Here is a 22089-nt window from a genome sequence, read left to right on the forward strand (position 1 = left end):
GGGCCTGCGTCTCGTCAGCCGACGAGATGACCCCAACCGATGTGTAATCCCTGAACCACCAGCCAGGCGAGGATGCCGGCCAGTACATCGTCGACCATGATGCCGACGCCGCCGCGGACATTGACATCCAGCCAGCGGATTGGCCAGGGCTTGCAGATGTCCAGCACGCGGAAGGCGACGAAACCCACCAGCAGCCAGATCAGGCCCGGCGGCGCCAGCCAGAAGGTGATCCAGATGCCGACCATCTCGTCCCAGACGATGCCCTCGTGATCGTGCACGCCCAGCTCGCGGGCGACCTTGCCGCATAGCCAAAAGCCGAAGACGGTCAGCAGCACCAGCAGCAGCGGATAGCTCCAGCCGCCGAGCAGCTGCCAGAGCGGCAGGAAGGGCAAGGCGATCAGCGAACCCCAGGTCCCGGGCGCCTTGGGCAGGGTACCGGAACCCAGGCCGAAGGCCAGGAAGTGCCAGGGATCGCGCCAGACCGACGGGGGGACCGGCTGGGCGGGGGCTTGCTGTTCGCTCAAGAGAGGACTCCGCGCCGGGGCGCTAGAAATGTTGGAAGCCGGCCTGCGCCGGGATCATGGGTTGACCGTCGGCGGCGAGGACGCCAACGCCACTGCCCGCCTCGACTCGCCCGATCACCTGCGCCTGGGGCCAGGCGGCGGCCAGGGCCGGCGCCTGGTCCGGCGGCAGGGTGAAGACCAGCAGATAGTCGTCGCCTGCGCCGAGGGCCAGGCGCAGCACGTCGTCGGCGGGAAAGAGTTCGGCCAGCGCCGGACTCACCGGCAGCCGCGCCGTCTCCACGACCAGGCGGACGCCGGAGGCCGTGGCGATATGGCCGCAATCGGCCACCAGGCCATCGGAGACGTCCTGGGCCGCCGTCGCCCGACCCCGCAGCCAGAGGCCCAGGTCGAATTGCGGCTGGGGGGCCCAGTAGCGTGCCAGCAGGTGCCGACTGGCGGCACCCTCCGCGGCACGCTGACCGAGGACGAAGGGCAAGGCCCCGCCGGCCTCGCCCGGCGCACCGCCCAGGCACAGCAGATCACCCGGGCGGGCGCCGCTGCGCAAGAGCGCCTGACCGGCCGGCACCTGACCGAAGACCGTGAGGGTGAGGGACAGCGGACCGCGGGTGGTGTCACCACCGACCAGGCGCAGCTCGCACTGCTCGGCCATCTGCGCAAGGCCTGCCGCCAGGCCTTCCAGCCAGGCGGGCTCGATGCTCGGCAGGGTCAGCGCCAGGGTGAAGCCCAGCGGCGTGGCGCCCATGGCGGCAAGGTCGCTGGCGCTCACCGCCAGGGCGCGCTGGCCGAGGCCATGGGCATCCGGGCAGGGATCGGGGAAATGCACCCCGGCGGTCAGGGTATCGGTGGAGACCGCCAGCTGTTCACCCGGGGCGGGTGCCAGCAGCGCGCAGTCGTCACCGATGCCCAGGGCCACGCCGGGTCCGCCACGGGCGCAGGGCGCCGCGGCGAAATAGCGACGGATGAGTTCGAATTCACCCATGCCCGCGGGCGATCAGCGCTTGCCGCGCAACTCGGCGCTGCGCAGCTTGGGCGCCAGCTTGTCCAGCACGCCGTTGACGAACTTGTGGCCGTCGGTGGCGCCGAAGATCTTGGCCAGCTCGATGCCCTCGTTGATCACCACGCGATAGGGCACGTCGATGCGCTTGAGCAGCTCGTAGCAGGACAGTCGCAGCACGGCCAGTTCGACCGGGTCGACCTCGTCCATGGCACGGTCCAGGCAGGGCAGGATCAGACCGTCGATCTCGCCCTTGTTGGCCGGGACGCCGTGGAGGATTTCATGGAAATAGGCGCCATCGACCTTGGCGAAATCGTTGTCGACGCGAAACTGCGCCTCGATCTCGTTGATCGCCTGGCCCGCCATGTGCCACTGGTACAGGGCCTGGACCGACAGGCTGCGCGCTTCGCGGCGGGCAGCCAGTTTGCCGGTGGGGGCCTTCTTGCCCGCGGGCTTGCCGGCCGCGGGCGGAGTCAGATCGCCGCTCACTTGGCCTCCAGCTGCGCCAGCAGGCTGACCATTTCCAGGGCGGACAGGGCGGCTTCGGCGCCCTTGTTGCCGGCCTTGGTGCCGGAGCGCTCGATGGCCTGCTCGATGGAATCGACGGTCAGGACGCCAAAGGACACCGGCACGCCGAATTCCATGGAGACCTGGGCCAAACCCTTGGTGCACTCGCCGGCCACGTATTCGAAGTGGGGGGTGCCGCCACGGATCACCGCGCCGAGGGCGATGATGGCGTCGAATTCGTCGCGCTGGGCGATCTTCTGCACCGCCAGCGGGATCTCGAAGGCGCCGGGGACGCGGATGATGGTCAGGTCGTCCGGCTTGATGCCGTGACGCACCAGGGCGTCGATGGCGCCCTGCAGCAGGCTTTCGACGACGAAGCTGTTGAAGCGACCGACCACCAGGGCGAAACGGCCCTGAGGAGCGATGAAGGTGCCTTCAAAGGTCTTGATGTTCATGTGCGGGTCCAGTTGTCAAAGAGCCGGACGGCCGGCAGTGCCAGGCCGTCCGTGGAAATCCAGGTGAAGCGCGCCATGCCACCCGGGCGGGGCGCGCCAGGCGGAAGGGTCATTCTTCAGGAGGCAGATAGTCTACTACTTCCAGGTCGAAGCCGGATATGGCATTGAACTTCATCGGCGAGCTGAGCAGGCGCATCTGACGAATGCCCAGGTCGCGGAGGATCTGCGAACCGGCCCCGACGGTGCTGTAGGTGGACAGCGCCTTGGGCACCGGCAGCGGCTCGCGCAGGTGCGCCAGCAGGTCGTCGCCCTCGATCGAGTGACCGAGCAGCAGCACCACGCCGGTGCCTTCCCGGGCCACGCGCTCCATGGCACTGCGCAGACTCCAGCGACCCGGCTGGTGCACCTGCAGGAGGTCGCGCAGCGGATCCATGTTGTGCACCCGCACCAGCGGCAGCTCCTGGCCGGCCAGGTCGCCACGGATCAGCGCCAGGTGGACGTCGCCCTCCACCTCGTCGCGGTAGGTCACCAGCTTGAACGGACCGAGTTCGGTCTCCAGCTGCTGCTCGTCGATACGCTTGACGGTGTGCTCGTGGAGCAGACGGTAGTGGATCAGATCGGCGATGGTGCCGACCTTGAGGCCGTGCTGCTCGGCGAAGGCTTCGAGTTCGTCGCGCCGGGCCATGGTGCCGTCGTCGTTCATCACCTCGCAGATCACCCCGCTCTCGGCGAAACCGGCCATGCGCGCCAGGTCGCAGGCGGCTTCGGTGTGGCCGGCACGCGCCAGCACGCCGCCGGGCTGGGCCATCAGCGGAAACATGTGGCCGGGGCTGACCACGTCGCCGGCCTTGGCGTCCTTGGCGATGGCGGCCTGCACGGTGCGCGCGCGGTCGGCGGCGGAGATGCCGGTGCTGATGCCTTCGGCGGCCTCGATGGACACGGTGAACTTGGTGCCGAAGCCAGAGGCGTTGCGGCTGGCCATCATCGGCAGGTTGAGGCGTTCGCAGAGGCCCTTGCTCATGGGCATGCAGATCAGGCCGCGGGCATGGCGGGCCATGAAGTTGATGTGTTCGGCGGTGACGCATTCGGAGGCGATGATGATGTCGCCTTCGTTCTCGCGGTCCTCGTCGTCCATGAGGATGACCATCTTGCCCGCGCGGATGTCCTGGATGATGTCTTCGATGCTGGAAAGTGCCACGGTGTCGTCCTTAGCGCTGCAGATAGCCGTGTTCGGCGAGAAAGTGTTCGGTGACGCCGCCCTTGCTGGACTCGGCGGCCTTGTCGCCCAGCAGCAGGCGCTCCAGGTAGCGGGCCAGCAGGTCCACCTCCAGGTTCACCCGGCGTCCGGGCCGGTAGTCGGCCATGATGGTCTCGCCGAGGGTATGGGGGACGATGGTCAGCTCGAATTCGGCGCCGTCCACGGCGTTCACCGTGAGGCTGACGCCGTCCACGGTGATCGAGCCCTTGAGCGCGATGTAGCGGGCCAGCTCGGCCGGGGCGCGCAGGCGGAATTGCACGGCGCGGGCGTTATCGGCGCGGGAGACCACTTCGCCGAGTCCGTCCACGTGGCCGCTGACCAGGTGGCCGCCAAGGCGACTAGTGGGCATCAGCGCCTTTTCCAGATTGACCCGGCTGCCGGGCTTGAGACCGCCCAGGCTGGTGAGGCTCAGGGTCTCGCGACTGACGTCGGCCCAGAAGCCGTCGCCGGGCAATTCCACGGCGGTGAGGCAGACGCCATTGACGGCGATGCTGTCGCCGAGCTTGACGTCGGCAAGGTCGAGCTTGCCGGTGGCGACATAGAGGCGCACGTCGCCGCCCTTGGGCGTGAGGGCGCGGATCTCGCCGAGGGCTTCGATGATTCCGGTAAACATCAGCTCAGGCCTCCGAGAGGTAGAGCCAGAAAGGCGGTGCAGCTAGACATCGACGAACTCCTGTTTCGGTGAAAAAACAGGGCGCACGGACAGAAGGGAAATCAGACGGACGAGGGGCTCGCACCCCTGCCAGGCGAGGCTATCCCGTTCTCTCTCATCCGGACTATGACCGTCGGCCCCGGAATCCAACCGGGTCTGCTGACCTCCCCCGCCGCAGAGGACGAGAGAGCGCTCGCGGGCTAGTCCCGACTGATCGGGCGTTACCGCCGGTGGGGAATTGCACCCCGCCCTGAGAACTCGCCGCCCGCAGGCAGCGCAGGTTTTGTAACACAGTTCGCCGCCGCGGGGCCAGGGGCGTCAGGTGTCCCTGGCCGGTCGGGCGATCAGGTGCAGGTCCGCGCCCACCGGCGTGGCACTGAGGATTTCCAGCTGCGGCGCCTGGGCCAGGTGCTCCAGCGGCCAGTCCAGCAACGGCCGGGCGCTGGAACCGAGGAACTTGGGCGCCAGGAACAGGTGATATTCATCGACCAGTCCGGCCTGGGCGAAGGCACCGGCCAGACGCGGTCCGGCTTCCACCAGCACATCGTTGACCTGCTCGCGGCCCAGGCGGGTCAGCAGCGCCGCCAGATCGACTTGGCCCTGGGCGCCGGGCAGCGCCAGGTAGTCGTGCCCGGCCGCCGCATAGGCCGGCGCCTCGCCGGCCATACCGACGACCCGCGCCGTGCCGGCCTGGAAAAAGGGGGCGTCCAACGGTACCCGGCCACGACCGTCCACCAGCAGCCGCTGCGGCGTGCGCAGGGTGGCCAGCTCCAGTTCTGGGTCACTCAGGCCCAATTCGCTCGGGCGCACGGTCAGGCGCGCGCCATCGCCCAGCACGGTGTCGGCGCCGGTGATCACCACCCCCGCCTCGGCACGCAGTCGCTGCACGCTCTGGCGCGCCGCCGGCCCGGTGATCCACTGGCTTTCGCCGTTGGCCATGGCGGTGCGGCCATCCAGGCTCAGCGCCAGCTTGACCCGCACGAAGGGCCGCCCGGTCAGCATGCGCTGGATGAAACCGGCATTGAGCGCCCGCGCCTCGGCTTCCAGCACCCCGGCGCGGGTGGCGATGCCGGCGGCGGCGAGGCGCGCCAGGCCGCGACCGGCCACCAGCGGATTAGGATCGGTCATGGCCGCCACCACCTCGGCCACCCCGGCGGCCACCAGGGCATCCGCGCAGGGCGGGGTGCGGCCATGGTGGCTGCAGGGTTCCAGGGTCACATAGGCGGTGGCGCCACGTGCGGCCTCTCCTGCCTGGCGCAGCGCATGCACCTCGGCATGGGGACCGCCGGCCTGGCGATGCCAGCCCTCGCCCACCACCTGGCCGTCACGGACGATCACGCAGCCCACCCGCGGATTGGGCGCCGTGCTGTAGCGGCCGCAGGCGGCCAGCGCCAGGGCGCGGGCCATCCAGAATTCGTCGTTCACCGCGTCCGTGTCGCTCATACCGGTTGCTTGCCCGGATCCTGGGCCAGCCGCTCGATCTCGTCGCGGAATTCGGCCAGGTCCTGGAATTGCCGATAGACCGAGGCGAAGCGGATATAGGCCACCTGGTCCAGCTTGCGCAGTTCATCCATCACCAGTTCACCCACCACCCGCGAACGGATCTCCCGCTCGCCGGTGGCGCGCAGCCGGTGCTTGATCAGGGCGATGGCCTCTTCCAGGCGCTCGACGCTGACCGGGCGCTTCTCCAAGGCGCGCTGCATGCCGGCGCGCAACTTGTCCTCGTCGAAGGGCTGGCGGGTGCCGTCCTGCTTGATCAGCCGTGGCAGCACCAGCTCGGCGGTCTCGAAGGTGGTGAAGCGTTCCTGGCAGGCCAGGCACTCACGCCGCCGGCGCACCTGCTCGCCGGCCGCAACCAGCCGGGAATCCGTGACCTTGGTGTCGTGGGCGCCGCAGAAGGGACAATGCATGGGGGAGTCGACCGCCGGAAGGGAAAGCCCTCATGGTACCCGATCACCCCCTGGCGGGAACCTCCGGGTACCAGACGAATCGACAGCCAGGAGCCGCCGGGCTATAAGAGCGCACTGTGTTCGACGACCCCTCTCCAGCCTCCCGTGCCGCCCTCGCCGGCGGCGACCTCCGGATCCCGCCATGACCCCACGCGTCCTCCTGCCCCTGCTGCTCACCGGTCTGCTCGTGGCCTGCTCCAGCCCACCCGAAACCACGCCGCCGCAGCCCACCACCCCGGCCGACGAGCCGGTCCCGGTGGCCGGCGCTCCCACCCCGGCCAATCTGCGCGAGATCTCCGGGGTGCTGCGCAATGCCCAGGGCCTGGTCCCGGCCGGCGCCCAGGTGGAGATCGCCCTGCTGGCGGTCAATGCCAAGGGCCTGCCGCAGCGCCTGCTGGCCAGCGAGACGGTGACCGGCAAGGGCGCGCCCCTGGCCTTCCGCCTGCCCTTCAATCCCGAGATCTTTCCCACCCGCCCGGATCTCAAGGTGGAATTCCACGCGCGCCTGATCCAGGCCGGTCAGCTGGCCAGCTATCTGCCGCCGGTGAATGTCGGCGGACCGACCACGCAGAATCTCGGCGAACTGGTGCTGAACCAGACCCCGTGACGCCCCCAGACGACCTTGTCGCCGCCCTGACGGCTCTGCTCGGCGACGCCCGTCTCTGTCTGCAGGCGTTGCCCGACAGCGATCTGTCGCTGTGGTTGATCGATCCGGCCAACATGGCGCGGGCCTTTTCCCCCGCGGAAACCCAGCGCCTGTTGGAGGCACCACCCTACTGGGCCTTCTGCTGGGCCAGTGGCCTGGCCCTGGCGCGCTGGATCGTCGCCCATCCCGAGCACGTTGCCGGGCGCCAGGTCCTGGATTTCGGCAGCGGCTCGGGCATCGCCGGACTCGCCGCCGCCCGGGCCGGCGCGGCGCGGGTGGTCTGCTGCGACCTCGATCCCCTGGCCCTGGCGGCCTGTCGCGCCAATGCCCAGGCCAACGCCGTGCAGATCGAGACGCTGGACGATTTCTCTGCCAGCACCGAGCGCTTCGATCTCATCCTGGCCGCCGACGTCCTCTACGACCGTGCCAATCTGCCCTTGCTGGACCTCCTGCAGGCGCGCGCCGAGCGGATCCTGCTGGCCGATTCGCGGGTACGCGACCTCGCCCACCCCGGCTTCACCCGCGTCGCCATGCTCCAGGCCTGCACCCTGCCGGATCTGGCCGAGCCGGACGAATTCCGCCGCGTGGCGCTCTATCGGGGCTGAGCCGGCCCGCCTTGTTTCCAAGCCCGGCGCCCCCACCTATAGTGCAACTTTCGTCTGCCGAGTCCGCCATGAGCCAGGTCCCCTACATCTTCGACGCCACCCTCGACACCTTTCAGCAACAGGTCATCGATGCCTCCTTCAGCACCCCGGTGCTGGTGGACTTCTGGGCCGAGTGGTGCGCGCCCTGCAAGGTGCTGATGCCGCTGCTGGCCAAGATCACCGAGTCCTATGGCGGCGCCCTGCACCTGGCCAAGGTCAACTGCGACATCGAGCAGGAACTGGTGATGAGATTCGGCATCCGCAGCCTGCCCACCGTGGTGCTGTTCAAGGATGGCCAGCCGGTGGACGGCTTCGCCGGCGCCCAGCCGGAATCGGCCATCCGCGCCCTGCTCGAACCCCATGTCCAGGCCCTGCCGCCGGCCGAGGAAGATCCGCTGGACGCCGCCCAGGCCTTGTTCGCCGAGGGTCGTTTCGCCGAAGCCGAGGCGCTGCTCAAGGCCGTGCTGGAAGAAGACAACAGCGACGCCCTGGCGCTGATCCTCTATGCCCGCTGCCTGGCCGAGCGCAATGAACTGGACGATGCCCAGGCCGTGCTGGACGCGGTCAAGGGTGACGAACACAAGCAGGCTCTGGCTGGTGCCCGTGCCCAGCTGACCTTCCTGCGCCAGGCCGCCAGCCTGCCCGAGGTCGCCGACCTGAAGAGCCGCCTGGCTCGCGATGCCGGCGACGACGAGGCCGCCTACCAACTGGCCGTGCAGCAACTGGCCCGCCAGCAATACGAACCGGCACTGGATGGCCTGCTGGATCTGTTCCGCCGCAATCGCGGCTACGGCGACGACCTGCCACGCAAGACCCTGGTGCAGGTCTTCGATCTGCTGGGCAATGACCATCCGCTGGTCGCCACCTATCGCCGCCGCCTGTACCAGGCGCTGTACTAAGCGCCGGTCAACCATGGCTGCGTCGCCTCGGACGCAGCCTTATCCACCGCGGGCGTCCTCCCAGCGCGGTGGACATTCGGTAGCGTGGAAAACCGCGCAGCGTTTTCCACTCCACCGCTCCAGCCTCACCCCTGCCAGATATAGAACTGCGCTTCGCCCACCCGCTCCATGCGCACCTGGGGACTGTGCCTCAGCCGCACCAGCAGCTGCTTGGCCACGCCCAGATTGCCGGTCAGCTTTTCCAGCGCCACGAGGATGTCAGGCCCGCTGAGCCGTCCGGCGGAGCTGAGCAGCTTCACCACCTGATCCCAGAGCATGTCGCCACCCGACTTGGGTCCGCTGGGTGCGGCGCTCACGGCCGCGGCAGGCAGGGGCGCCTCGGTCGGCCGCAGGGCGGCGGCCAGGCGTTGCCAGTCGGCCTCCTCCAGTTCCACCGTGAGATCCACGGGCTGGCTGCCGATGGTTCCGCGAATGCGTACCATGGTGTTCTCCTCGTCGTGCAGAGGCCCATGCTCCCACAGCCATCGGCCCACGCCAAACCGAGGTTGCAGCGCATAAATGCAACAACATAACATAGCGCCTCTCCACCCTTTGGAAGTCCACCATGCGCCTGCCCCTGCTGACCCTCTGTCTTGCCGCCGTGCTCGCCCAACCGGCCTTTGCTCATGGTACCGATGACGACCATGACGAACACGAGCACGGCGCCCTGGGCGCCCATGTGCACGGCGAATCCCACCTCGACGTGGCCCAGACCGACAGCGGCCTGGAACTCCAGTGGCGCAGTCCGGCGGCCGATCTGCTGGGCTTCGAACATGCCCCGCGCAATCGGCAGGAAGAAGACGCCGTCGCCGCCCTGCGCCAGAGTCTGGAAAATCCCCAGGCCCTGGTGAAGCTGCCCGCCGCCGCCGATTGCCGCCTGACCGAAGCCAGCGCCATCAGCCCGCTGTTCGCCAAGGATTCCAGCGCCAGCGGCCATCTCGACGTGGAGGCCAGCATGAGCTTCAACTGCAGCAAGCCGGGCGCGCTCGCCAGCCTGGATCTCTCCGGCTGGTTCGCCCGCTTCCCCAACAGTCACAGCGTCGAGGTCCAGGCCATCGTCGCCAGCGGCCAGCAGGGCGCCGAACTGACCGCCCGGCAGCCGCAACTCAAGTGGTAGGACGGTCGTGACCTCTGCCCCCCTGGTCGAGATCCAGGACCTCGGCTTCGCCTGGCCCGGCCAGGCGGAATGCCTGGACATCCGGCACTTCCAGCTGGCGCCCGGCGAGGCGCTGTTTCTCGAAGGCCCTTCCGGCAGCGGCAAGACCACCCTGCTCGGCCTGCTCGGCGGCGTGCAGCGTCCCAGTCGCGGCCAGGTGCGCCTGCTCGGTCAGGACCTGGGAGCCCTCGCCACCGCCCGGCGCGACCGTTTTCGCGTCGACCACACCGGCTTTCTCTTCCAGCAATTCAATCTGCTGCCCTTTCTCTCGGTCTTGGACAACGTCCTGTTGCCCTGCCAGTTCTCGGCGCTGCGCCGCGAGCGCGCTTCGGCGCGGCATGGCGATCCCCAGGGCGCGGCCCTGACCCTGCTCCGCGCCCTGGGGCTGAGCGATCCCGCGCTGCCCCGCCGTCCGGCCCGCGAACTCTCCATCGGCCAGCAGCAGCGCGTCGCCGCCGCCCGCGCCCTGATCGGCCAGCCGGAACTGGTGATCGCTGACGAACCCACCTCGGCGCTGGACAGCGACCACCGCGATGCCTTCCTGCAACTGCTGTTCGCCGAGTGCGCCGCCGCCGGTGCCGGCCTGCTGTTCGTCAGCCACGACCGCAGTCTGGCCAGTCGCTTCGACCGCCACCTGACCCTGGCCCAGCTCAACGCCGCCCGGCCGGAGACCTAGGATGCCGCTCCTGCAACTGGCCTGGGCCAGCCTGCGCAATCGCCGCGCCACCGCCCTGCTCACCGTCTTCACCATCGCCGTCTCGGTGGCCCTGCTGCTGGGTGTCGAACGCCTGCGCACCGAGGCCAAGGCCAGTTTCGCCAGCACCATCGCCGGCACCGACCTGGTGGTGGGCGCGCGTTCCGGCGCGGTCAACCTGCTGCTCTATTCGGTGTTCCGCATCGGCAACGCCACCAACAACATCCGCTGGGAGAGCTACGAGAAGCTCGCTGCCGATCCCCGCGTCGCCTGGACCATCCCGCTGTCCCTGGGCGATTCCCACCGCGGCTACCGGGTGCTGGGTACCGACGGCAACTACTTCACCTACTACCACTACGGGCGCAACCAGCCGCTGCGGCTGGCCCAGGGCCGGCCCTTCAACGACGTCTTCGAGGTGGTGCTGGGCGCCGAGGTAGCCAAGGCGCTGCACTATCGGCTGGGCGACAAGGTCGTGCTGGCCCATGGCGTCGCCACCATCAGTCTGACCGAGCACAGCGACCACCCCTTCACCGTGGTCGGCATCCTCGCCCCCACCGGCACCCCGGTCGATCGCACCCTGCACATCCCGCTGAGCGGCATGACCGCCCTGCACCTGGACTGGCGCGGCGGCCTGCCCGGGCCTTCGCTGAGCGACGCCGAGGTGCGCCGGCGCGATCTCACGCCCCAGGACCTGACCGCCGCCCTGGTCGGCCTCAAGAGTCGGGTGGCCACCTTTGCCGTGCAGCGCGCGGTCAACGAGTACCGTGGCGAGCCGCTGCTGGCCATCCTGCCCGGTGTGGCCCTGCAGGAGCTCTGGGGCCTGCTCGGCACGGCGGAACAGGCGCTGCTGGTGATGTCGCTGTGCGTGGTGCTCACCGGGCTGGTGGGCATGCTCACCGCCCTGCTCGCCAGCCTCAACGAAAGACGCCGGGAGATGGCCATCCTGCGCTCGGTGGGCGCCCAGCCGCGCCACCTGTTCGGCCTGTTGCTGGCAGAGGCCCTGACCCTCACCCTGGCCGGCTGTCTCGCCGGGCTGGCGCTGCTCTATGGCGCCATCGCCCTGGGCCGGCCCTGGCTGCTGGCGGAATACGGCCTAGCATTGCCGCTGGACTGGCCCTCGCTCTACGATGGGCAACTGCTCGGCGGCATCCTGCTCGCGGCCCTGGTGCTCGGCTGCATCCCGGCCTGGCGCGGCTGTCGCCAGGCCCTCACGGACGGGTTGTCCGTGCGACTCTAGACGAGGCCCCACCATGCGCCTGGCGCTCCTGCTGTTGCTCTGCTGGCTGCCCTGGGCCCAGGCCGAACCCCGCCAACTCGCCTGGCGCGAACTGGTGCCGGCCGATGCGCCGCGCTTCAATCCCGGCAGCGTCGACCACGGCCTCGGCGAAGACGGCCCGGCCGCCAGCCAGCCCTGGCCGGACGCCCCCACGGTGGCCGCCCTGGATGGCCAGGACGTGCGCCTGCCCGGTTACGTGGTGCCGCTGATGGTCACCGACGAGGGCGAGGTCACCGAATTCCTGCTGGTCCCCTATTACGGCGCCTGCATCCACGTACCGCCGCCGCCCGGCAACCAGATCGTCTACGTGAAAGGCAGCCACGACCTCTGGCTGTCCAAACTGCACCTGCCCTACTGGGTGGAAGGCCGCCTGGGCGTGGGCAGCCAGCGCAGCGAGGTGGCCGTCGCCGGCTATTGGCTGCAGGCCCAACGCATCCAGCCCTACATTCTCAAGGGTGACGGTTCCTAAGGCGATCCGCCCCACCCTTGAGCGAGATCAAGAGTCCGCCGTTTCAGCTTCGCTAGGCTGCTCCCAGCCCTTTTTCAATGCCTTCGGAGCCCTCGCCATGCGTCCCCTCTTCCGTCTCAGCCTGCTCGCCCTTGCCCTGGCCGCGCCCTTCGCCCAGGCCCACCAGGCCGGCGACATCATCCTCCGCGCCGGCGCCATCACCGTGGATCCCCACGAGCGCAGCTCCGACGTCAAGATCGACAGAGGCGCCCTGAGCGGCGCCAATCTGGGCGGCAAGGCGACCATGGACAGCGACACCCAGCTGGGGCTAAACGTCGCCTACATGCTCACCGACCACCTGGGCCTCGAATTGCTGGCGGCCACGCCCTTCGAGCACCAGGTCAATATCAAGGGCACCGGGCTGGACGCCGCCAACGGCAAGCTCGGCAGCCTCAAGCACCTGCCGCCGACCCTGAGCCTGGTCTACTACCCGCTGGACGCCAAGGCGACGTTCCAGCCCTATGTCGGCGCCGGCCTCAACTACACCTGGATCTACGACGAGCACGTCGGCAGCGGCGCCAGCGCGGCCGGCTTCGACAACTTCCGCGCCGACAACTCCTGGGGCTGGTCCGCCCAGGTCGGCGCCGATCTCATGCTCACCGACCGGGTGATGCTCAACGCCCAGATCCGCTATATCGACATCGCCACCACCGCCCATGTCGACAACACCGCCCTCGGCGCCCGCGCCAAGGTCGATCTGGACGTGGATCCCTGGGTCTACATGGTCGGCCTGGGCTATCGCTTCTAGGCCAGCGCAAGCCACTCGCCCGCAGGTTGGCGCTGGGCAGCTCCAGCGTCGACGCCCAACCGGCCAGGGAGTGCCCCTGGCCGCGTCCGCTAATCCCGCAGCAGTGCTGCCAGCCCCGTGCCCATGCTCGTGGGCTGACTGAAATCGAAGCGCTCGCGCAGGCGGCGGTTGTCCGCCTTCGAATGGCGGATGTCCCCGGCCCGCGCCGCGCCATGGGTTACCGGCGGCAGGCCACCCAGCACCTGGCCGATCTCCGCCAGCAGGCCGTTCAGGCTGATGGTCTCGCCGCGCCCCACGTTCACCGCCCCGGCCGTCACTTCGGGGGCTTCCAGCGCCTGCACCAGGATGCCCACCAGATCGGCGACATAGACGAAATCGCGGGTCTGCTCGCCATCACCGAACACCGTGATCGGCGTCTGCCGGCGGGCGCGTTCGGTGAAGATGCTGATCACCCCCGAATAGGGCGAAGACGGATCCTGACGCGGACCATAGATGTTGAAGAAGCGGAAGATCGCCGGCTCCAGACCGTGCTCGCGACGATAGAAGTCGAAGTAGTATTCGCCCGCCAGCTTGTCCGCCGCATAGGGCGTCAGCGGCGCCTTGGGCAACTCCTCGTCGATGGCCTGCCCCTGGCCGTTGGCGCCATAGACCGCCGCGCTGGAGGCATAGACCACCCGCTTGATCCCGGCCTTGCGCATGGCCTCGCACAGATTCAGGGTGCCGATGAAGTTGGCCCTGTGGGTGCCCACCGGGTCCTCCACCGACGCCTGCACCGAGGCCACCGCGGCCAGGTGCACCACCGCCGCGCAGCCGGCCATCGCCGCTTCCAGGGTCGCGACATCGGCCACGTCTCCCACCCGCAATTCGATGCGGTCGTCGTCCAGCGGCAGATTCTCGCGCTTGCCGGTGCTCAGGTCGTCCAGCACCCGCACCCGCCTGCCCCGCGCCAGCAGCGCGTCCGCCAGGTGGGAGCCGATGAAACCGGCACCGCCAGTGATCAGAATGGGCGCATCACTCATCTAAACCTACCTCGTCCTGCCGAAAGCCCTGCAACAGCGCCGGCAGCTCCTGCTGCCAGCGCCGCGCCTTGATGCCAAAGGTGTTGAGCAGCTTGCGACTGATCAACACCCCCTGTTGTGGCTCTTCCGCGGCATCCGCACGCTCGAGGTGCGCCACCTCCTGCCACTCGCAGCGCACCGGCCGGTCGAATTCCTGCCAGAGCTGGGCGACGGTCTCAGCCAGACCCAACTCCGACACCGCTTCCTGGGCGCCGTAGTGATAGGTCCCCCAGAGTGGCGCGCCGCAGTCGAGCTGCTTGACCACGGCCAGCAGCACCCGGGCGGCATCGCCCACGGTGGTCGGATTGCCGCGCCGGTCGCCCGCCATCGGCACCACCTGCTCGGTGCCCAGCTGCCGCAGCAACCGCCCCAGGCGACCGTCACGGGAGTCATCCAGGACCCAGCCCAGGCGCAGCAGGATGTGCATCGGGCACAGCGCCCGCACCAGCTGCTCGACCCGCCAGAGCGCCTCGCCCCGTGCCCCAGGGGGCCGCGGAAGATCCTTTTCACTATAGCCGGCCACGCGCGAGCCATCGAACAGCTGATAGCTGGACGGCTGGATCAGCGGAATCTGATAGTGCTGGCACAGGCCGGCCAGGCGCTGCACGGCCAGCGCCTGACGCTGCATCAGCGCCGGATCGAAGTCCGCGGCCTGCAGCCAGTCGTGGTAATAGGCGAGATTGACCACCGCCCCAGGTCGGACCCGGTCGAGGACCTCGGTCAGCCCGGCGGCGTACCAGCCCTCCGTGGGAGTCTCGGGGGCGACGAATTCGATGCCCGCTTCGGCACCGGCGGCGAGTAGCGCCTTGCCCAGGGCGCTCTCCCCGCCCACTACTAGAAGACGCATACGCATGTGTTGGAACAGCCTTCAAACCAGCATAAACAGGCGTCGAAAGACTCGACGGACATCGGTCAACATAGCGCGTCGCGCCAACCTTGCTCAAGCATCGGCGGTACCTGCGGCCGGTTGCTCGCGGGTTTGTTCGCGCAGGGTATGGTTGGCGGCGCTCTTGAGATTGGGCAGCAGGCGGCAGATCAGCGCCAGCTGGGTGCACACCAGCCGGTAGCCGTCGTCGTTGTCCTCGGCCGCGGCCTCCAGCTCATCGGCCAGGCTGGTCTCCTCCTCGGCGGTCGGCGGCAGACTGCGGCGTTCCGCCACCGCCGCCGCGATGGACTCCATACCCTCGGCGATGCGGGTCACGGCGCGCTCCACCAGGGCATCGTGCTCGGCCGCCTCCAGCTGGCGGCGATGGGCGCCCAGGGCCGACAGGTAGCCCAGCAGGGTGTTGGACAGCGCCAGATAGCGAAAGCCCGCTTCCAGGTTACGACGGAAGTGCCCGGGATCGCGCAGCATGTTGGCCAGCGCGGCCGACAGCGTCGCATCGGCGTTGTGGGCGTTGCGCCGCGCCACCCGGTAGTCGAGATCGTCACGCTTGCCGGTGCGGTACTGCTCGTGCAGTCGGCGCAGATAGAGCGCATTGGTACGCAGGGTATTGGCCATCACCTGGTGCAGCCGCCGCCCCTGCCAGTCCGGCAGGACGAAGAACACCGCCAGTACCGCGATCAGGCAGCCCAGCAGGGTATCCAGCAGCCGCGGCCAGATCAGCATGAAACCGTTGCCCACCTGGTTGAAGCAGAACAGCACCATGAGGGTGATGGCCGCGGTGGCGACGGTGTAGCGATCCGTCCGGGTGATAAAGAACACCAGGCCGCCCACCAGCGCCAGCAAGAGCTGGATCTCCGGCTGCCCGAACAGCTCCAGCAGGGCGCTGCCCAGCAACAGCCCGATCACCGTACCCACGATCCGCTGCACCAGCCGCACCCGGGTCGCTCCGTACTGCGGCCGGCAGACGAACACCGTGGTCAAGAGGATCCAGTAGCCATTCACCGGGTGAATCAGGTGCAGCACGCCATAGCCGGCCATCAGCGCCAGCGCCATGCGCAGGCCATGGCGGAACAGCAGCGAGGTCGGGGTCAGCTGCAGGCGGATACGCTGGAACACCTCGCGCAGGGAGCGTGCCGCCGGATCCAGCAGGCTGGTATCCAGATCCGCCGCCCCCGAGTCGCTGTTGCCCGCCTCGGAGAATTGTCGCTCCAGGGTCGAAAGGTTGTGTCCGAGCAGGTCCAGGGAGCGCAGCAGGCCCCGCCAGCGCGGATTCTGCTGCTGCTTGAGATACTCCAGCGAGGCCTGCAGATCGGTCAGTCCCTGCTGACTCTGCTGGCCATATTCGAAAGGCTGCCCGAGCCGGATCGCCTCGCCCATGTTGAGGCAGGCCGTGGCCTGCAACTTGAGCAGGCGCTGGCAGCGAAAGAGGATGTCGCTGTGAAAGAAGGCCTCGGTCAGGGCACTGTAGGGATAGTGCGAAGAGCTGGCGCGCTCGTGGATGTCCTGCGCCATGAAATACAGGCGGAAATAGCGCCCCGAACGCGCACCGGGCCGTCCCGAGCGGCCGAAGCGATTGAGGATGGTCGCCTTGGCCTGGTTCAGCGCCTGCACCACCTTGCCGTTCTGCTGGGCCAGCAGCACCCGCCGCCGGTGCAGATCCACCCCGCGCACCGGCTCGAGCATCTCGGCCTTGAGCCTGAGTAGCGTCCCCAGTTCGCCATACAGAGCGGACAGATTCTGTCGCACCGGCTGGTGGGCGAAGAGCGCGCACCAGAGCACCGAGAGCAGGCCGTACCACAATGCCCCGGCCAGCAGGTGTGCCGGCTCGTACCACAGCGGCACCTGGGCGCCGAGGCGCTGATCCACCCCGATCATGGCATAGATGGACAGGATCACCGTGGCCTGGGCCACCGAGGCGTAGCGCTCGCCGATGGCGCCCAGCATCGTCAGGCTGAAGGTGGCCAGGCCCAGGCCCACCACGAAGATCCAGGGATAGGGAAACAGCAGCTCGACCGCGAAGGCCGCCACGGTGAAGCACAGCAGCGTCACCGCCAGCGACTTGAGTCGCCCCAGCCAGCTGTCGTCGGTTTCCGCCAGGGCGCTGGCGATGATGCCAAGGAATACCGGCGACAGCGCGCGCAGATCGCCCAGCGACCAGCAGACCGCCATGGCGCCGCTCAGGGCGACAAAGACGCGAACGCCATAGCTGGCCTTTTCGTGCGCCCAGAGCTGGCGCAAAGACACTCCAAACACAGTCATGACGGGAGAGCGAGCCTCGTGTTTTCGCGCTTGATGCGAACCTTAGCACTGCGACGTCGCAAGCGGCGTCCGAGACAGCCTTTCCCGCACTTTTTTCGCGGACGAAAAAAAGCCCGGCGGTTGCCGGGCTCTTTTCTACCCCTGGATCAGGCCACTTCGCTGGGATCTATCCCCAGGCCCTTGGCCACGCCCACGCCATAGGCGGGATCGGCCTTGAGGAAGTGACCGATCTGCCGCAGCTGCACCTCGCGGGTTACCGTACCCAGGGCGCCGACGATGTTGTCGATCAGCAGCGCCTGCTGGTCGGCATTCATCAGGCGGAACAGCGCTCCGGCCTGGCTGAAGTAGTCCTCGTCCACCCGGTGATCATAGCGATCGGCCGGCCCGGCGAAGTTCAGCGCCGGCTCGCGATACTGGGGCGCCTGCTTGGGCGAGTGGCCATAGCTGTTCGGCTCGTAGTTCGGCTTCGAACCGCCATTGCCATCGAATCTCATGGCCCCGTCACGCTGGTTGTTGGCGTAGGGGCAACGGGGTGCGTTGACCGGCAGTTGCTGATAGTTGGTGCCCACCCGGTAGCGCTGGGCGTCGGCATAGGCGAATACCCTGCCCTGCAGCATGCGATCGGGCGACAGCCCCACGCCCGGCACCACGTTGCTCGGCGCAAAGGAGGCCTGCTCCACCTCGGCGAAGTAGTTCTGCGGATTACGGTTGAGCTCCAGCACCCCCACCTCCTGCAGCGGATAGTCCTGCTGCGACCAGACCTTGGTCACGTCGAAGGGATTCTCGGCACGGCTAGCTGCTTCCTGTTCGCTCATCACCTGGATGCACAGCGTCCAGCGCGGGAATTCGCCGCGCTCGATGGCCTGGAACAGGTCGCGCTGGCTGTAGTCCGGATCGGTACCGGCCAGGCGTGCCGCGTCGGCCGGCGCCAGGTTCTTGATCCCCTGTTGGCTCTTGAAGTGAAACTTCACGAAGTGCCGCTCGCCCTGGGCGTTGATCAGGCTGAAGGTATGGCTGCCGAAGCCATGCATGAAGCGATAGCCGTCCGGAATGCCGCGATCGGAGAACAGGATGGTGACCTGATGCAGCGATTCGGGCGACAGCGACCAGAAATCCCACATCATCTGCGGACTCTTCAGGTTGCTCCAGGGATCGCGCTTCTGGGTATGGATGAAGTCGGGGAATTTCAACGGATCGCGGATGAAGAACACCGGGGTGTTGTTGCCGACGATGTCCCAGTTGCCTTCTTCGGTATAGAACTTCACGGCGAAACCGCGGGGATCGCGCTCGGTATCCGCCGAGCCGCGCTCACCGCCCACGGTGGAAAAGCGCAGCAGGGTCTCGGTCCGCTTGCCCACCTCGGCGAACAGCCTGGCGCTGCTGAGGTGCGTGATGTCCCGGGTGACGGTAAAGGTGCCATAGGCCGCGGAGCCCTTGGCATGCACGCGTCGCTCGGGAATGACTTCACGGTTGAAATGCGCCAGCTTCTCGATCAAATGGAAGTCGTCGAGCATCAGCGGACCGCGCGGACCGGCGGTGCGGGAATTCTGGTTGTCGGCCACCGGAATGCCGCTGGCGGTGGTGAGGATCTTGGTATCAGTCACAGGTATCTCCCTCTAAAAGCGTTGGCTGATCGCTTGAGAGAAGTATCGCCACGGCAATACTTTAGGACTAATTTATTGATCCTAGCATCCTGATAGAAAAATCTGCGATCAGAAGTCGGATGCGAAGGGCCTGGTCTTCACCAAACGCCGGGCATGAAAAAGCCGGGCAAGAGCCCGGCTTTTTCCAGAACGCAGCTACTTATTCAGCAGCCTGTTCCACGGTACCGCCGACCGGACGGTCGATCAGCTCGACATACGCCATGGGCGCATTGTCGCCAGCGCGGAAGCCGCACTTCAGGATACGCAGGTAGCCACCCGGACGGTTGGCGTAGCGCTTGCCCAGGTCGTTGAACAGCTTGCCAACGGCAGCTTTCGAACGGGTACGGTCGAAAGCCAGACGACGGTTGGCGACGCTGTCTTCCTTGGCCAGGGTGATCAGCGGCTCGGCAACGCGGCGCAGTTCCTTGGCTTTCGGCAGGGTAGTTTTGATCAGCTCGTGCTCGAACAGCGACACAGCCATGTTCTGGAACATGGCCTTGCGGTGTGCGCTCGTGCGGCTCAGATGACGACCACTTTTACGATGACGCATGATTGAAATTCCTTCCCAAACTATCGTTCGGTGAACAATGACGATCAGGCAGTAGCCTTGTCGTCCTTCTTAAGGCTTGCAGGGGGCCAGTTGTCCAGGCGCATACCGAGCGACAGACCACGGGAGGCCAGGACGTCCTTGATTTCGGTCAGGGACTTCTTACCCAGGTTCGGGGTCTTGAGCAGCTCCACTTCGGTACGCTGAATCAGGTCACCGATGTAGTAGATGTTCTCCGCCTTGAGGCAGTTGGCCGAACGAACGGTCAGTTCCAGATCGTCCACCGGACGCAGCAGGATCGGATCGATCTCGTCTTCCTGCTCGACCACGACCGGCTCGCTGTCGCCCTTGAGGTCGACAAACGCTGCCAGCTGCTGCTGCAGGATGGTGGCGGCACGACGGATGGCTTCTTCCGGATCCAGGGTACCGTTGGTTTCCAGGTCAAGCACGAGCTTGTCCAGGTTGGTACGCTGTTCGACCCGGGCGTTTTCCACCACATAGGCCACGCGACGAACCGGGCTGAACGAAGCATCGAGCTGCAGACGACCGATTGCGCGGGTTTCGTCTTCTTCGCTCTGACGCGCGTCGGCGGGCTCATAGCCACGACCGCGGGCGATTTTCAGCTTCATGTTCAGCGAACCGTTGTCCGCCAGGTGGGCGATGACGTGCTCACCGTTGACGATCTCGACGTCGTGATCGACCTGAATGTCAGAGGCCAGAACCGGCCCCTGACCTTTCTTGCTCAGGCTCAGGGTGACTTCGTCACGGCCGTGCAACTTAATGGCCAGACCCTTGAGATTGAGCAGGATCTCGATCACGTCTTCCTGCACGCCTTCGATGGCGCTGTACTCGTGCAGGACACCGTCGATCTCTGCTTCGACTACCGCGCAGCCAGGCATGGAGGACAACAGGATACGCCGCAGCGCGTTGCCCAAGGTATGGCCGAAACCACGCTCGAGAGGCTCGAGGGTGATCTTGGCACGGGTCTGACTAACCGCCTGCACATCGATATGGCGGGGGGTCAGGAACTCATTTACCGAACTCTGCATGGATGCACCTACTTTCTAGCCCTTACTTGGAGTAGAGCTCGACAATCAGGTTTTCGTTGATGTCGGCGGAGAGATCACCACGGGCCGGCACGCTCTTGAAGGTGCCTTCCTTTTTCTCGGTGCTCACTTCGACCCACTCAACACGGCCACGCTGGCCGCACAGCTCGAGAGCTTGAGCGATACGCAGCTGGTTCTTGGCCTTCTCGCGGACCGCGACGACGTCGCCGACCTTGACCTGATAGGAGGGAATGTTGACGGTCTGACCGTTGACGGTGATCGACTTGTGGGAGACCAGCTGGCGCGATTCAGCGCGAGTGGCACCAAAGCCCATGCGATACACCACGTTGTCCAGACGGCACTCGAGCAGTTGCAGCAGGTTTTCACCGGTAGCGCCCTTGCGACGGGCAGCTTCCTGGTAGTAACCGGCGAACTGACGCTCGAGGACACCGTACATGCGGCGGACTTTCTGCTTTTCACGCAGCTGCAGACCGTAGTCCGACAGACGACCGCGACGCTGACCATGCTGGCCAGGAACGGTTTCCAGCTTGCACTTCGAGTCGAGGGCACGAGCGCCGCTCTTCAGGAAGAGGTCAGTGCCTTCGCGGCGGGACAGTTTGCACTTGGGACCAATGTAACGAGCCATTTCTCACTGTCTCCTATTACACGCGACGCTTCTTCGGCGGACGGCACCCGTTATGCGGGATGGGCGTCACGTCGGTGATGCTGGCGATCTTGTAACCACAGGCATTCAGGGCGCGAACAGCGGACTCGCGGCCGGGGCCGGGACCTTTGACGTTCACGTCCAGATTCTTCAGACCATATTCCAGAGCGGCTTGGCCGGCACGTTCGGCTGCAATCTGGGCAGCGAACGGGGTGCTCTTACGGGAGCCACGGAAGCCGGAGCCACCGGAGGTCGCCCAGGACAAAGCATTGCCCTGACGATCGGTGATGGTCACGATGGTGTTGTTGAAAGACGCATGGATGTGGGCGATGCCATCAACCACTGTCTTTTTGACTTTCTTACGAGGACGAGCAGCAGGTTTTGCCATGACTAGATTCCTGTCGATTCGCGGATGCGATTACTTGCGGATCGGCTTGCGCGGGCCCTTACGGGTACGGGCATTGGTCTTGGTGCGCTGACCACGGACCGGCAGACCACGGCGGTGACGCAGACCGCGGTAGCAACCCAGATCCATCAGGCGCTTGATGTTCATGTTGATTTCGCGGCGCAGGTCACCCTCGGTGAGGATTTTGGCGACCTCGTTACGCAGCTGATCGACCTGCTCGTCGCTCAGTTCTTTGATCTTGGCGGTCGGCTCGATGCCGGTGGCCGCGCAGATCTTCTGAGAGGTGGTGCGACCGACACCATAGATGTAGGTCAGCGAGATAACAGTGTGCTTGTTATCTGGAATGTTGACGCCTGCAATACGGGCCATTCAGAAAAACTCCAATTGACAGCTACCGACGCCCCGGAAGCCAAGAAAAGGGCGCGCGATATTAACGCTGTAGGAACAAATGATCAACCCGGCAGCACACTAGCTGCCGGGTTAGACGCGTGATTCACACTCAGCCTTGGCGCTGCTTGTGACGCGGTTCAGCGCTGCAGATCACGCGCACGACGCCTTCGCGGCGAATGATCTTGCAGTTACGGCACAGCTTCTTGACCGATGCACGAACTTTCATGACAACTCCTCTAAC

At 66.8% G+C, this 22089-nt stretch carries 27 protein-coding genes and 1 riboswitch; of the genes, 8 read left to right on the plus strand and 19 right to left on the minus strand.

What is annotated here, in order from left to right:
• Positions 1 to 14 precede the first annotated feature (14 nt).
• From PSEK12I1_RS0107040 to nrdR, 8 genes are all read right to left on the minus strand, one after another.
• Positions 15 to 524, minus strand: a complete 510-nt coding sequence (locus tag PSEK12I1_RS0107040; protein WP_027599167.1) for a phosphatidylglycerophosphatase A — start codon at positions 522 to 524, stop codon at positions 15 to 17.
• A gap of 22 nt (positions 525 to 546) precedes the next feature.
• Positions 547 to 1503 carry a thiamine-phosphate kinase gene (gene thiL, locus PSEK12I1_RS0107045; RefSeq protein ID WP_027601107.1) on the minus strand — a complete coding sequence of 319 codons (957 nt, stop codon included), beginning with the start codon at positions 1501 to 1503 and terminating at the stop codon, positions 547 to 549.
• Between the two features lie 12 nt (positions 1504 to 1515).
• Positions 1516 to 1995, minus strand: a complete 480-nt coding sequence (gene nusB / locus PSEK12I1_RS0107050; RefSeq protein WP_027599169.1) for a transcription antitermination factor NusB — start codon at positions 1993 to 1995, stop codon at positions 1516 to 1518.
• An 8-nt stretch (positions 1996 to 2003) separates the two neighbouring features.
• Complete coding sequence (gene ribE, locus PSEK12I1_RS0107055) at positions 2004 to 2480, minus strand: 6,7-dimethyl-8-ribityllumazine synthase (protein ID WP_007161209.1); 477 nt, start codon at positions 2478 to 2480, stop codon at positions 2004 to 2006.
• A 109-nt stretch (positions 2481 to 2589) separates the two neighbouring features.
• On the minus strand, positions 2590 to 3678 hold the full coding sequence (gene ribBA / locus PSEK12I1_RS0107060; RefSeq protein WP_007161210.1) for a bifunctional 3,4-dihydroxy-2-butanone-4-phosphate synthase/GTP cyclohydrolase II: 1089 nt from the start codon (positions 3676 to 3678) through the stop codon (positions 2590 to 2592).
• Between the two features lie 10 nt (positions 3679 to 3688).
• A complete protein-coding gene (locus PSEK12I1_RS0107065) occupies positions 3689 to 4351 on the minus strand; it encodes a riboflavin synthase (protein ID WP_007161211.1) in 663 nt (220 codons plus the stop codon).
• Between the two features lie 142 nt (positions 4352 to 4493).
• Positions 4494 to 4652, minus strand: a riboswitch (FMN riboswitch).
• 56 nt (positions 4653 to 4708) lie between these two features.
• Positions 4709 to 5833, minus strand: a complete 1125-nt coding sequence (gene ribD, locus PSEK12I1_RS0107070; protein ID WP_027601108.1) for a bifunctional diaminohydroxyphosphoribosylaminopyrimidine deaminase/5-amino-6-(5-phosphoribosylamino)uracil reductase RibD — start codon at positions 5831 to 5833, stop codon at positions 4709 to 4711.
• On the minus strand, positions 5830 to 6300 hold the full coding sequence (gene nrdR / locus PSEK12I1_RS0107075; protein ID WP_007161213.1) for a transcriptional regulator NrdR: 471 nt from the start codon (positions 6298 to 6300) through the stop codon (positions 5830 to 5832). The genes ribD and nrdR overlap by 4 nt, the downstream gene beginning before the upstream one ends.
• Positions 6301 to 6481: 181 nt before the next feature.
• Here nrdR and PSEK12I1_RS0107080 point away from each other — a divergent pair, with 181 nt between their 5' ends.
• The 3 genes from PSEK12I1_RS0107080 (at position 6482) to trxA (ending at position 8528) form a co-directional block, all read left to right on the plus strand.
• Positions 6482 to 6946 carry a YbaY family lipoprotein gene (locus PSEK12I1_RS0107080; protein WP_027599172.1) on the plus strand — a complete coding sequence of 155 codons (465 nt, stop codon included), beginning with the start codon at positions 6482 to 6484 and terminating at the stop codon, positions 6944 to 6946.
• The gene (locus PSEK12I1_RS0107085; protein ID WP_027601109.1) at positions 6943 to 7590 is read left to right on the plus strand and encodes a methyltransferase; all 648 of its coding nucleotides are present in this window, start codon (positions 6943 to 6945) and stop codon (positions 7588 to 7590) included. The genes PSEK12I1_RS0107080 and PSEK12I1_RS0107085 overlap by 4 nt, the downstream gene beginning before the upstream one ends.
• A 68-nt stretch (positions 7591 to 7658) precedes the next feature.
• Positions 7659 to 8528 carry a thioredoxin gene (trxA, locus tag PSEK12I1_RS0107090; protein WP_027601110.1) on the plus strand — a complete coding sequence of 290 codons (870 nt, stop codon included), beginning with the start codon at positions 7659 to 7661 and terminating at the stop codon, positions 8526 to 8528.
• A gap of 125 nt (positions 8529 to 8653) precedes the next feature.
• Here the strand turns inward: trxA and PSEK12I1_RS0107095 are convergent, their stop codons facing one another.
• Positions 8654 to 9010, minus strand: a complete 357-nt coding sequence (locus PSEK12I1_RS0107095) for a hypothetical protein (protein ID WP_007161217.1) — start codon at positions 9008 to 9010, stop codon at positions 8654 to 8656.
• 122 nt (positions 9011 to 9132) lie between these two features.
• On the opposite strand from PSEK12I1_RS0107095, the gene PSEK12I1_RS0107100 reads away from it, so the two are divergent.
• The 5 genes from PSEK12I1_RS0107100 to PSEK12I1_RS0107120 all read left to right on the plus strand — a co-directional run bounded on the left by PSEK12I1_RS0107100 (position 9133) and on the right by PSEK12I1_RS0107120 (position 12949).
• The gene (locus PSEK12I1_RS0107100; RefSeq protein WP_027599174.1) at positions 9133 to 9684 is read left to right on the plus strand and encodes a DUF2796 domain-containing protein; all 552 of its coding nucleotides are present in this window, start codon (positions 9133 to 9135) and stop codon (positions 9682 to 9684) included.
• Positions 9685 to 9691: 7 nt separating this feature from the next.
• The gene (locus PSEK12I1_RS0107105; RefSeq protein ID WP_027601111.1) at positions 9692 to 10399 is read left to right on the plus strand and encodes an ABC transporter ATP-binding protein; all 708 of its coding nucleotides are present in this window, start codon (positions 9692 to 9694) and stop codon (positions 10397 to 10399) included.
• 1 nt (position 10400) lies between these two features.
• Positions 10401 to 11654 carry an ABC transporter permease gene (locus PSEK12I1_RS0107110; protein WP_027601112.1) on the plus strand — a complete coding sequence of 418 codons (1254 nt, stop codon included), beginning with the start codon at positions 10401 to 10403 and terminating at the stop codon, positions 11652 to 11654.
• A gap of 13 nt (positions 11655 to 11667) precedes the next feature.
• A complete protein-coding gene (locus PSEK12I1_RS0107115; RefSeq protein WP_027601113.1) occupies positions 11668 to 12162 on the plus strand; it encodes a DUF3299 domain-containing protein in 495 nt (164 codons plus the stop codon).
• A 97-nt stretch (positions 12163 to 12259) separates the two neighbouring features.
• Positions 12260 to 12949 (plus strand): OmpW family protein, encoded by a 690-nt coding sequence (locus PSEK12I1_RS0107120; RefSeq protein WP_027601114.1) that lies wholly within the window; start codon positions 12260 to 12262, stop codon positions 12947 to 12949.
• Between the two features lie 89 nt (positions 12950 to 13038).
• Here PSEK12I1_RS0107120 and PSEK12I1_RS0107125 read toward each other — a convergent pair whose 3' ends face one another.
• From PSEK12I1_RS0107125 to rpmJ, 10 genes are all read right to left on the minus strand, one after another.
• Entirely contained in the window at positions 13039 to 13968 is a 930-nt protein-coding gene (locus PSEK12I1_RS0107125) for an NAD-dependent epimerase/dehydratase family protein (protein ID WP_027599178.1), read from the minus strand.
• Positions 13961 to 14860, minus strand: a complete 900-nt coding sequence (locus tag PSEK12I1_RS0107130; RefSeq protein ID WP_177323736.1) for a sugar nucleotide-binding protein — start codon at positions 14858 to 14860, stop codon at positions 13961 to 13963. Before PSEK12I1_RS0107130 ends, PSEK12I1_RS0107125 begins: the two co-directional genes overlap by 8 nt.
• An 87-nt stretch (positions 14861 to 14947) precedes the next feature.
• On the minus strand, positions 14948 to 17152 hold the full coding sequence (gene yccS, locus PSEK12I1_RS0107135; protein WP_027599180.1) for a YccS family putative transporter: 2205 nt from the start codon (positions 17150 to 17152) through the stop codon (positions 14948 to 14950).
• Between the two features lie 146 nt (positions 17153 to 17298).
• Positions 17299 to 18756 (minus strand): catalase, encoded by a 1458-nt coding sequence (locus PSEK12I1_RS0107140; RefSeq protein WP_027601116.1) that lies wholly within the window; start codon positions 18754 to 18756, stop codon positions 17299 to 17301.
• A gap of 199 nt (positions 18757 to 18955) precedes the next feature.
• The gene (rplQ, locus tag PSEK12I1_RS0107145) at positions 18956 to 19345 is read right to left on the minus strand and encodes a 50S ribosomal protein L17 (protein ID WP_007161227.1); all 390 of its coding nucleotides are present in this window, start codon (positions 19343 to 19345) and stop codon (positions 18956 to 18958) included.
• Positions 19346 to 19389: 44 nt separating this feature from the next.
• Positions 19390 to 20391, minus strand: a complete 1002-nt coding sequence (gene rpoA, locus PSEK12I1_RS0107150) for a DNA-directed RNA polymerase subunit alpha (RefSeq protein WP_027599182.1) — start codon at positions 20389 to 20391, stop codon at positions 19390 to 19392.
• A gap of 22 nt (positions 20392 to 20413) precedes the next feature.
• The gene (gene rpsD / locus PSEK12I1_RS0107155; protein WP_007161229.1) at positions 20414 to 21034 is read right to left on the minus strand and encodes a 30S ribosomal protein S4; all 621 of its coding nucleotides are present in this window, start codon (positions 21032 to 21034) and stop codon (positions 20414 to 20416) included.
• Between the two features lie 16 nt (positions 21035 to 21050).
• Positions 21051 to 21440 carry a 30S ribosomal protein S11 gene (rpsK, locus tag PSEK12I1_RS0107160; protein WP_003281811.1) on the minus strand — a complete coding sequence of 130 codons (390 nt, stop codon included), beginning with the start codon at positions 21438 to 21440 and terminating at the stop codon, positions 21051 to 21053.
• 30 nt (positions 21441 to 21470) lie between these two features.
• Positions 21471 to 21827: a 30S ribosomal protein S13 gene (rpsM, locus tag PSEK12I1_RS0107165; RefSeq protein WP_007161230.1), complete on the minus strand. Its 357-nt coding sequence runs from the start codon at positions 21825 to 21827 to the stop codon at positions 21471 to 21473.
• A 130-nt stretch (positions 21828 to 21957) separates the two neighbouring features.
• A complete protein-coding gene (gene rpmJ, locus PSEK12I1_RS0107170) occupies positions 21958 to 22074 on the minus strand; it encodes a 50S ribosomal protein L36 (RefSeq protein WP_002555468.1) in 117 nt (38 codons plus the stop codon).
• Positions 22075 to 22089: the final 15 nt, after the last annotated feature.

Source organism: Pseudomonas sp. MOIL14HWK12:I1 (assembly GCF_000510705.1).
In the GTDB taxonomy this organism is placed as follows: Bacteria; Pseudomonadota; Gammaproteobacteria; order Pseudomonadales; family Pseudomonadaceae; genus Chryseomonas; species Chryseomonas oryzihabitans.

Bases quoted from the DNA above. Each gene is read 5' to 3' on its own strand.
- rpsK (WP_003281811.1), bottom strand. From the start codon at position 21,440: ATGGCAAAACCTGCTGCTCGTCCTCGTAAGAAAGTCAAAAAGACAGTG.
- PSEK12I1_RS0107100 (WP_027599174.1), top strand. From the start codon at position 9,133: ATGCGCCTGCCCCTGCTGACCCTCTGTCTTGCCGCCGTGCTCGCCCAA.
- rpmJ (WP_002555468.1), bottom strand. From the start codon at position 22,074: ATGAAAGTTCGTGCATCGGTCAAGAAGCTGTGCCGTAACTGCAAGATC.
- rpsM (WP_007161230.1), bottom strand. From the start codon at position 21,827: ATGGCCCGTATTGCAGGCGTCAACATTCCAGATAACAAGCACACTGTT.
- trxA (WP_027601110.1), top strand. From the start codon at position 7,659: ATGAGCCAGGTCCCCTACATCTTCGACGCCACCCTCGACACCTTTCAG.
- thiL (WP_027601107.1), bottom strand. From the start codon at position 1,503: ATGGGTGAATTCGAACTCATCCGTCGCTATTTCGCCGCGGCGCCCTGC.
- PSEK12I1_RS0107110 (WP_027601112.1), top strand. From the start codon at position 10,401: ATGCCGCTCCTGCAACTGGCCTGGGCCAGCCTGCGCAATCGCCGCGCC.
- PSEK12I1_RS0107130 (WP_177323736.1), bottom strand. From the start codon at position 14,860: ATGCGTATGCGTCTTCTAGTAGTGGGCGGGGAGAGCGCCCTGGGCAAG.
- yccS (WP_027599180.1), bottom strand. From the start codon at position 17,152: ATGACTGTGTTTGGAGTGTCTTTGCGCCAGCTCTGGGCGCACGAAAAG.
- nrdR (WP_007161213.1), bottom strand. From the start codon at position 6,300: ATGCATTGTCCCTTCTGCGGCGCCCACGACACCAAGGTCACGGATTCC.
- ribD (WP_027601108.1), bottom strand. From the start codon at position 5,833: ATGAGCGACACGGACGCGGTGAACGACGAATTCTGGATGGCCCGCGCC.
- ribE (WP_007161209.1), bottom strand. From the start codon at position 2,480: ATGAACATCAAGACCTTTGAAGGCACCTTCATCGCTCCTCAGGGCCGT.
- rpoA (WP_027599182.1), bottom strand. From the start codon at position 20,391: ATGCAGAGTTCGGTAAATGAGTTCCTGACCCCCCGCCATATCGATGTG.
- PSEK12I1_RS0107095 (WP_007161217.1), bottom strand. From the start codon at position 9,010: ATGGTACGCATTCGCGGAACCATCGGCAGCCAGCCCGTGGATCTCACG.
- PSEK12I1_RS0107080 (WP_027599172.1), top strand. From the start codon at position 6,482: ATGACCCCACGCGTCCTCCTGCCCCTGCTGCTCACCGGTCTGCTCGTG.
- PSEK12I1_RS0107115 (WP_027601113.1), top strand. From the start codon at position 11,668: ATGCGCCTGGCGCTCCTGCTGTTGCTCTGCTGGCTGCCCTGGGCCCAG.
- rplQ (WP_007161227.1), bottom strand. From the start codon at position 19,345: ATGCGTCATCGTAAAAGTGGTCGTCATCTGAGCCGCACGAGCGCACAC.
- PSEK12I1_RS0107125 (WP_027599178.1), bottom strand. From the start codon at position 13,968: ATGAGTGATGCGCCCATTCTGATCACTGGCGGTGCCGGTTTCATCGGC.
- rpsD (WP_007161229.1), bottom strand. From the start codon at position 21,034: ATGGCTCGTTACATTGGTCCCAAGTGCAAACTGTCCCGCCGCGAAGGC.
- PSEK12I1_RS0107120 (WP_027601114.1), top strand. From the start codon at position 12,260: ATGCGTCCCCTCTTCCGTCTCAGCCTGCTCGCCCTTGCCCTGGCCGCG.
- PSEK12I1_RS0107065 (WP_007161211.1), bottom strand. From the start codon at position 4,351: ATGTTTACCGGAATCATCGAAGCCCTCGGCGAGATCCGCGCCCTCACG.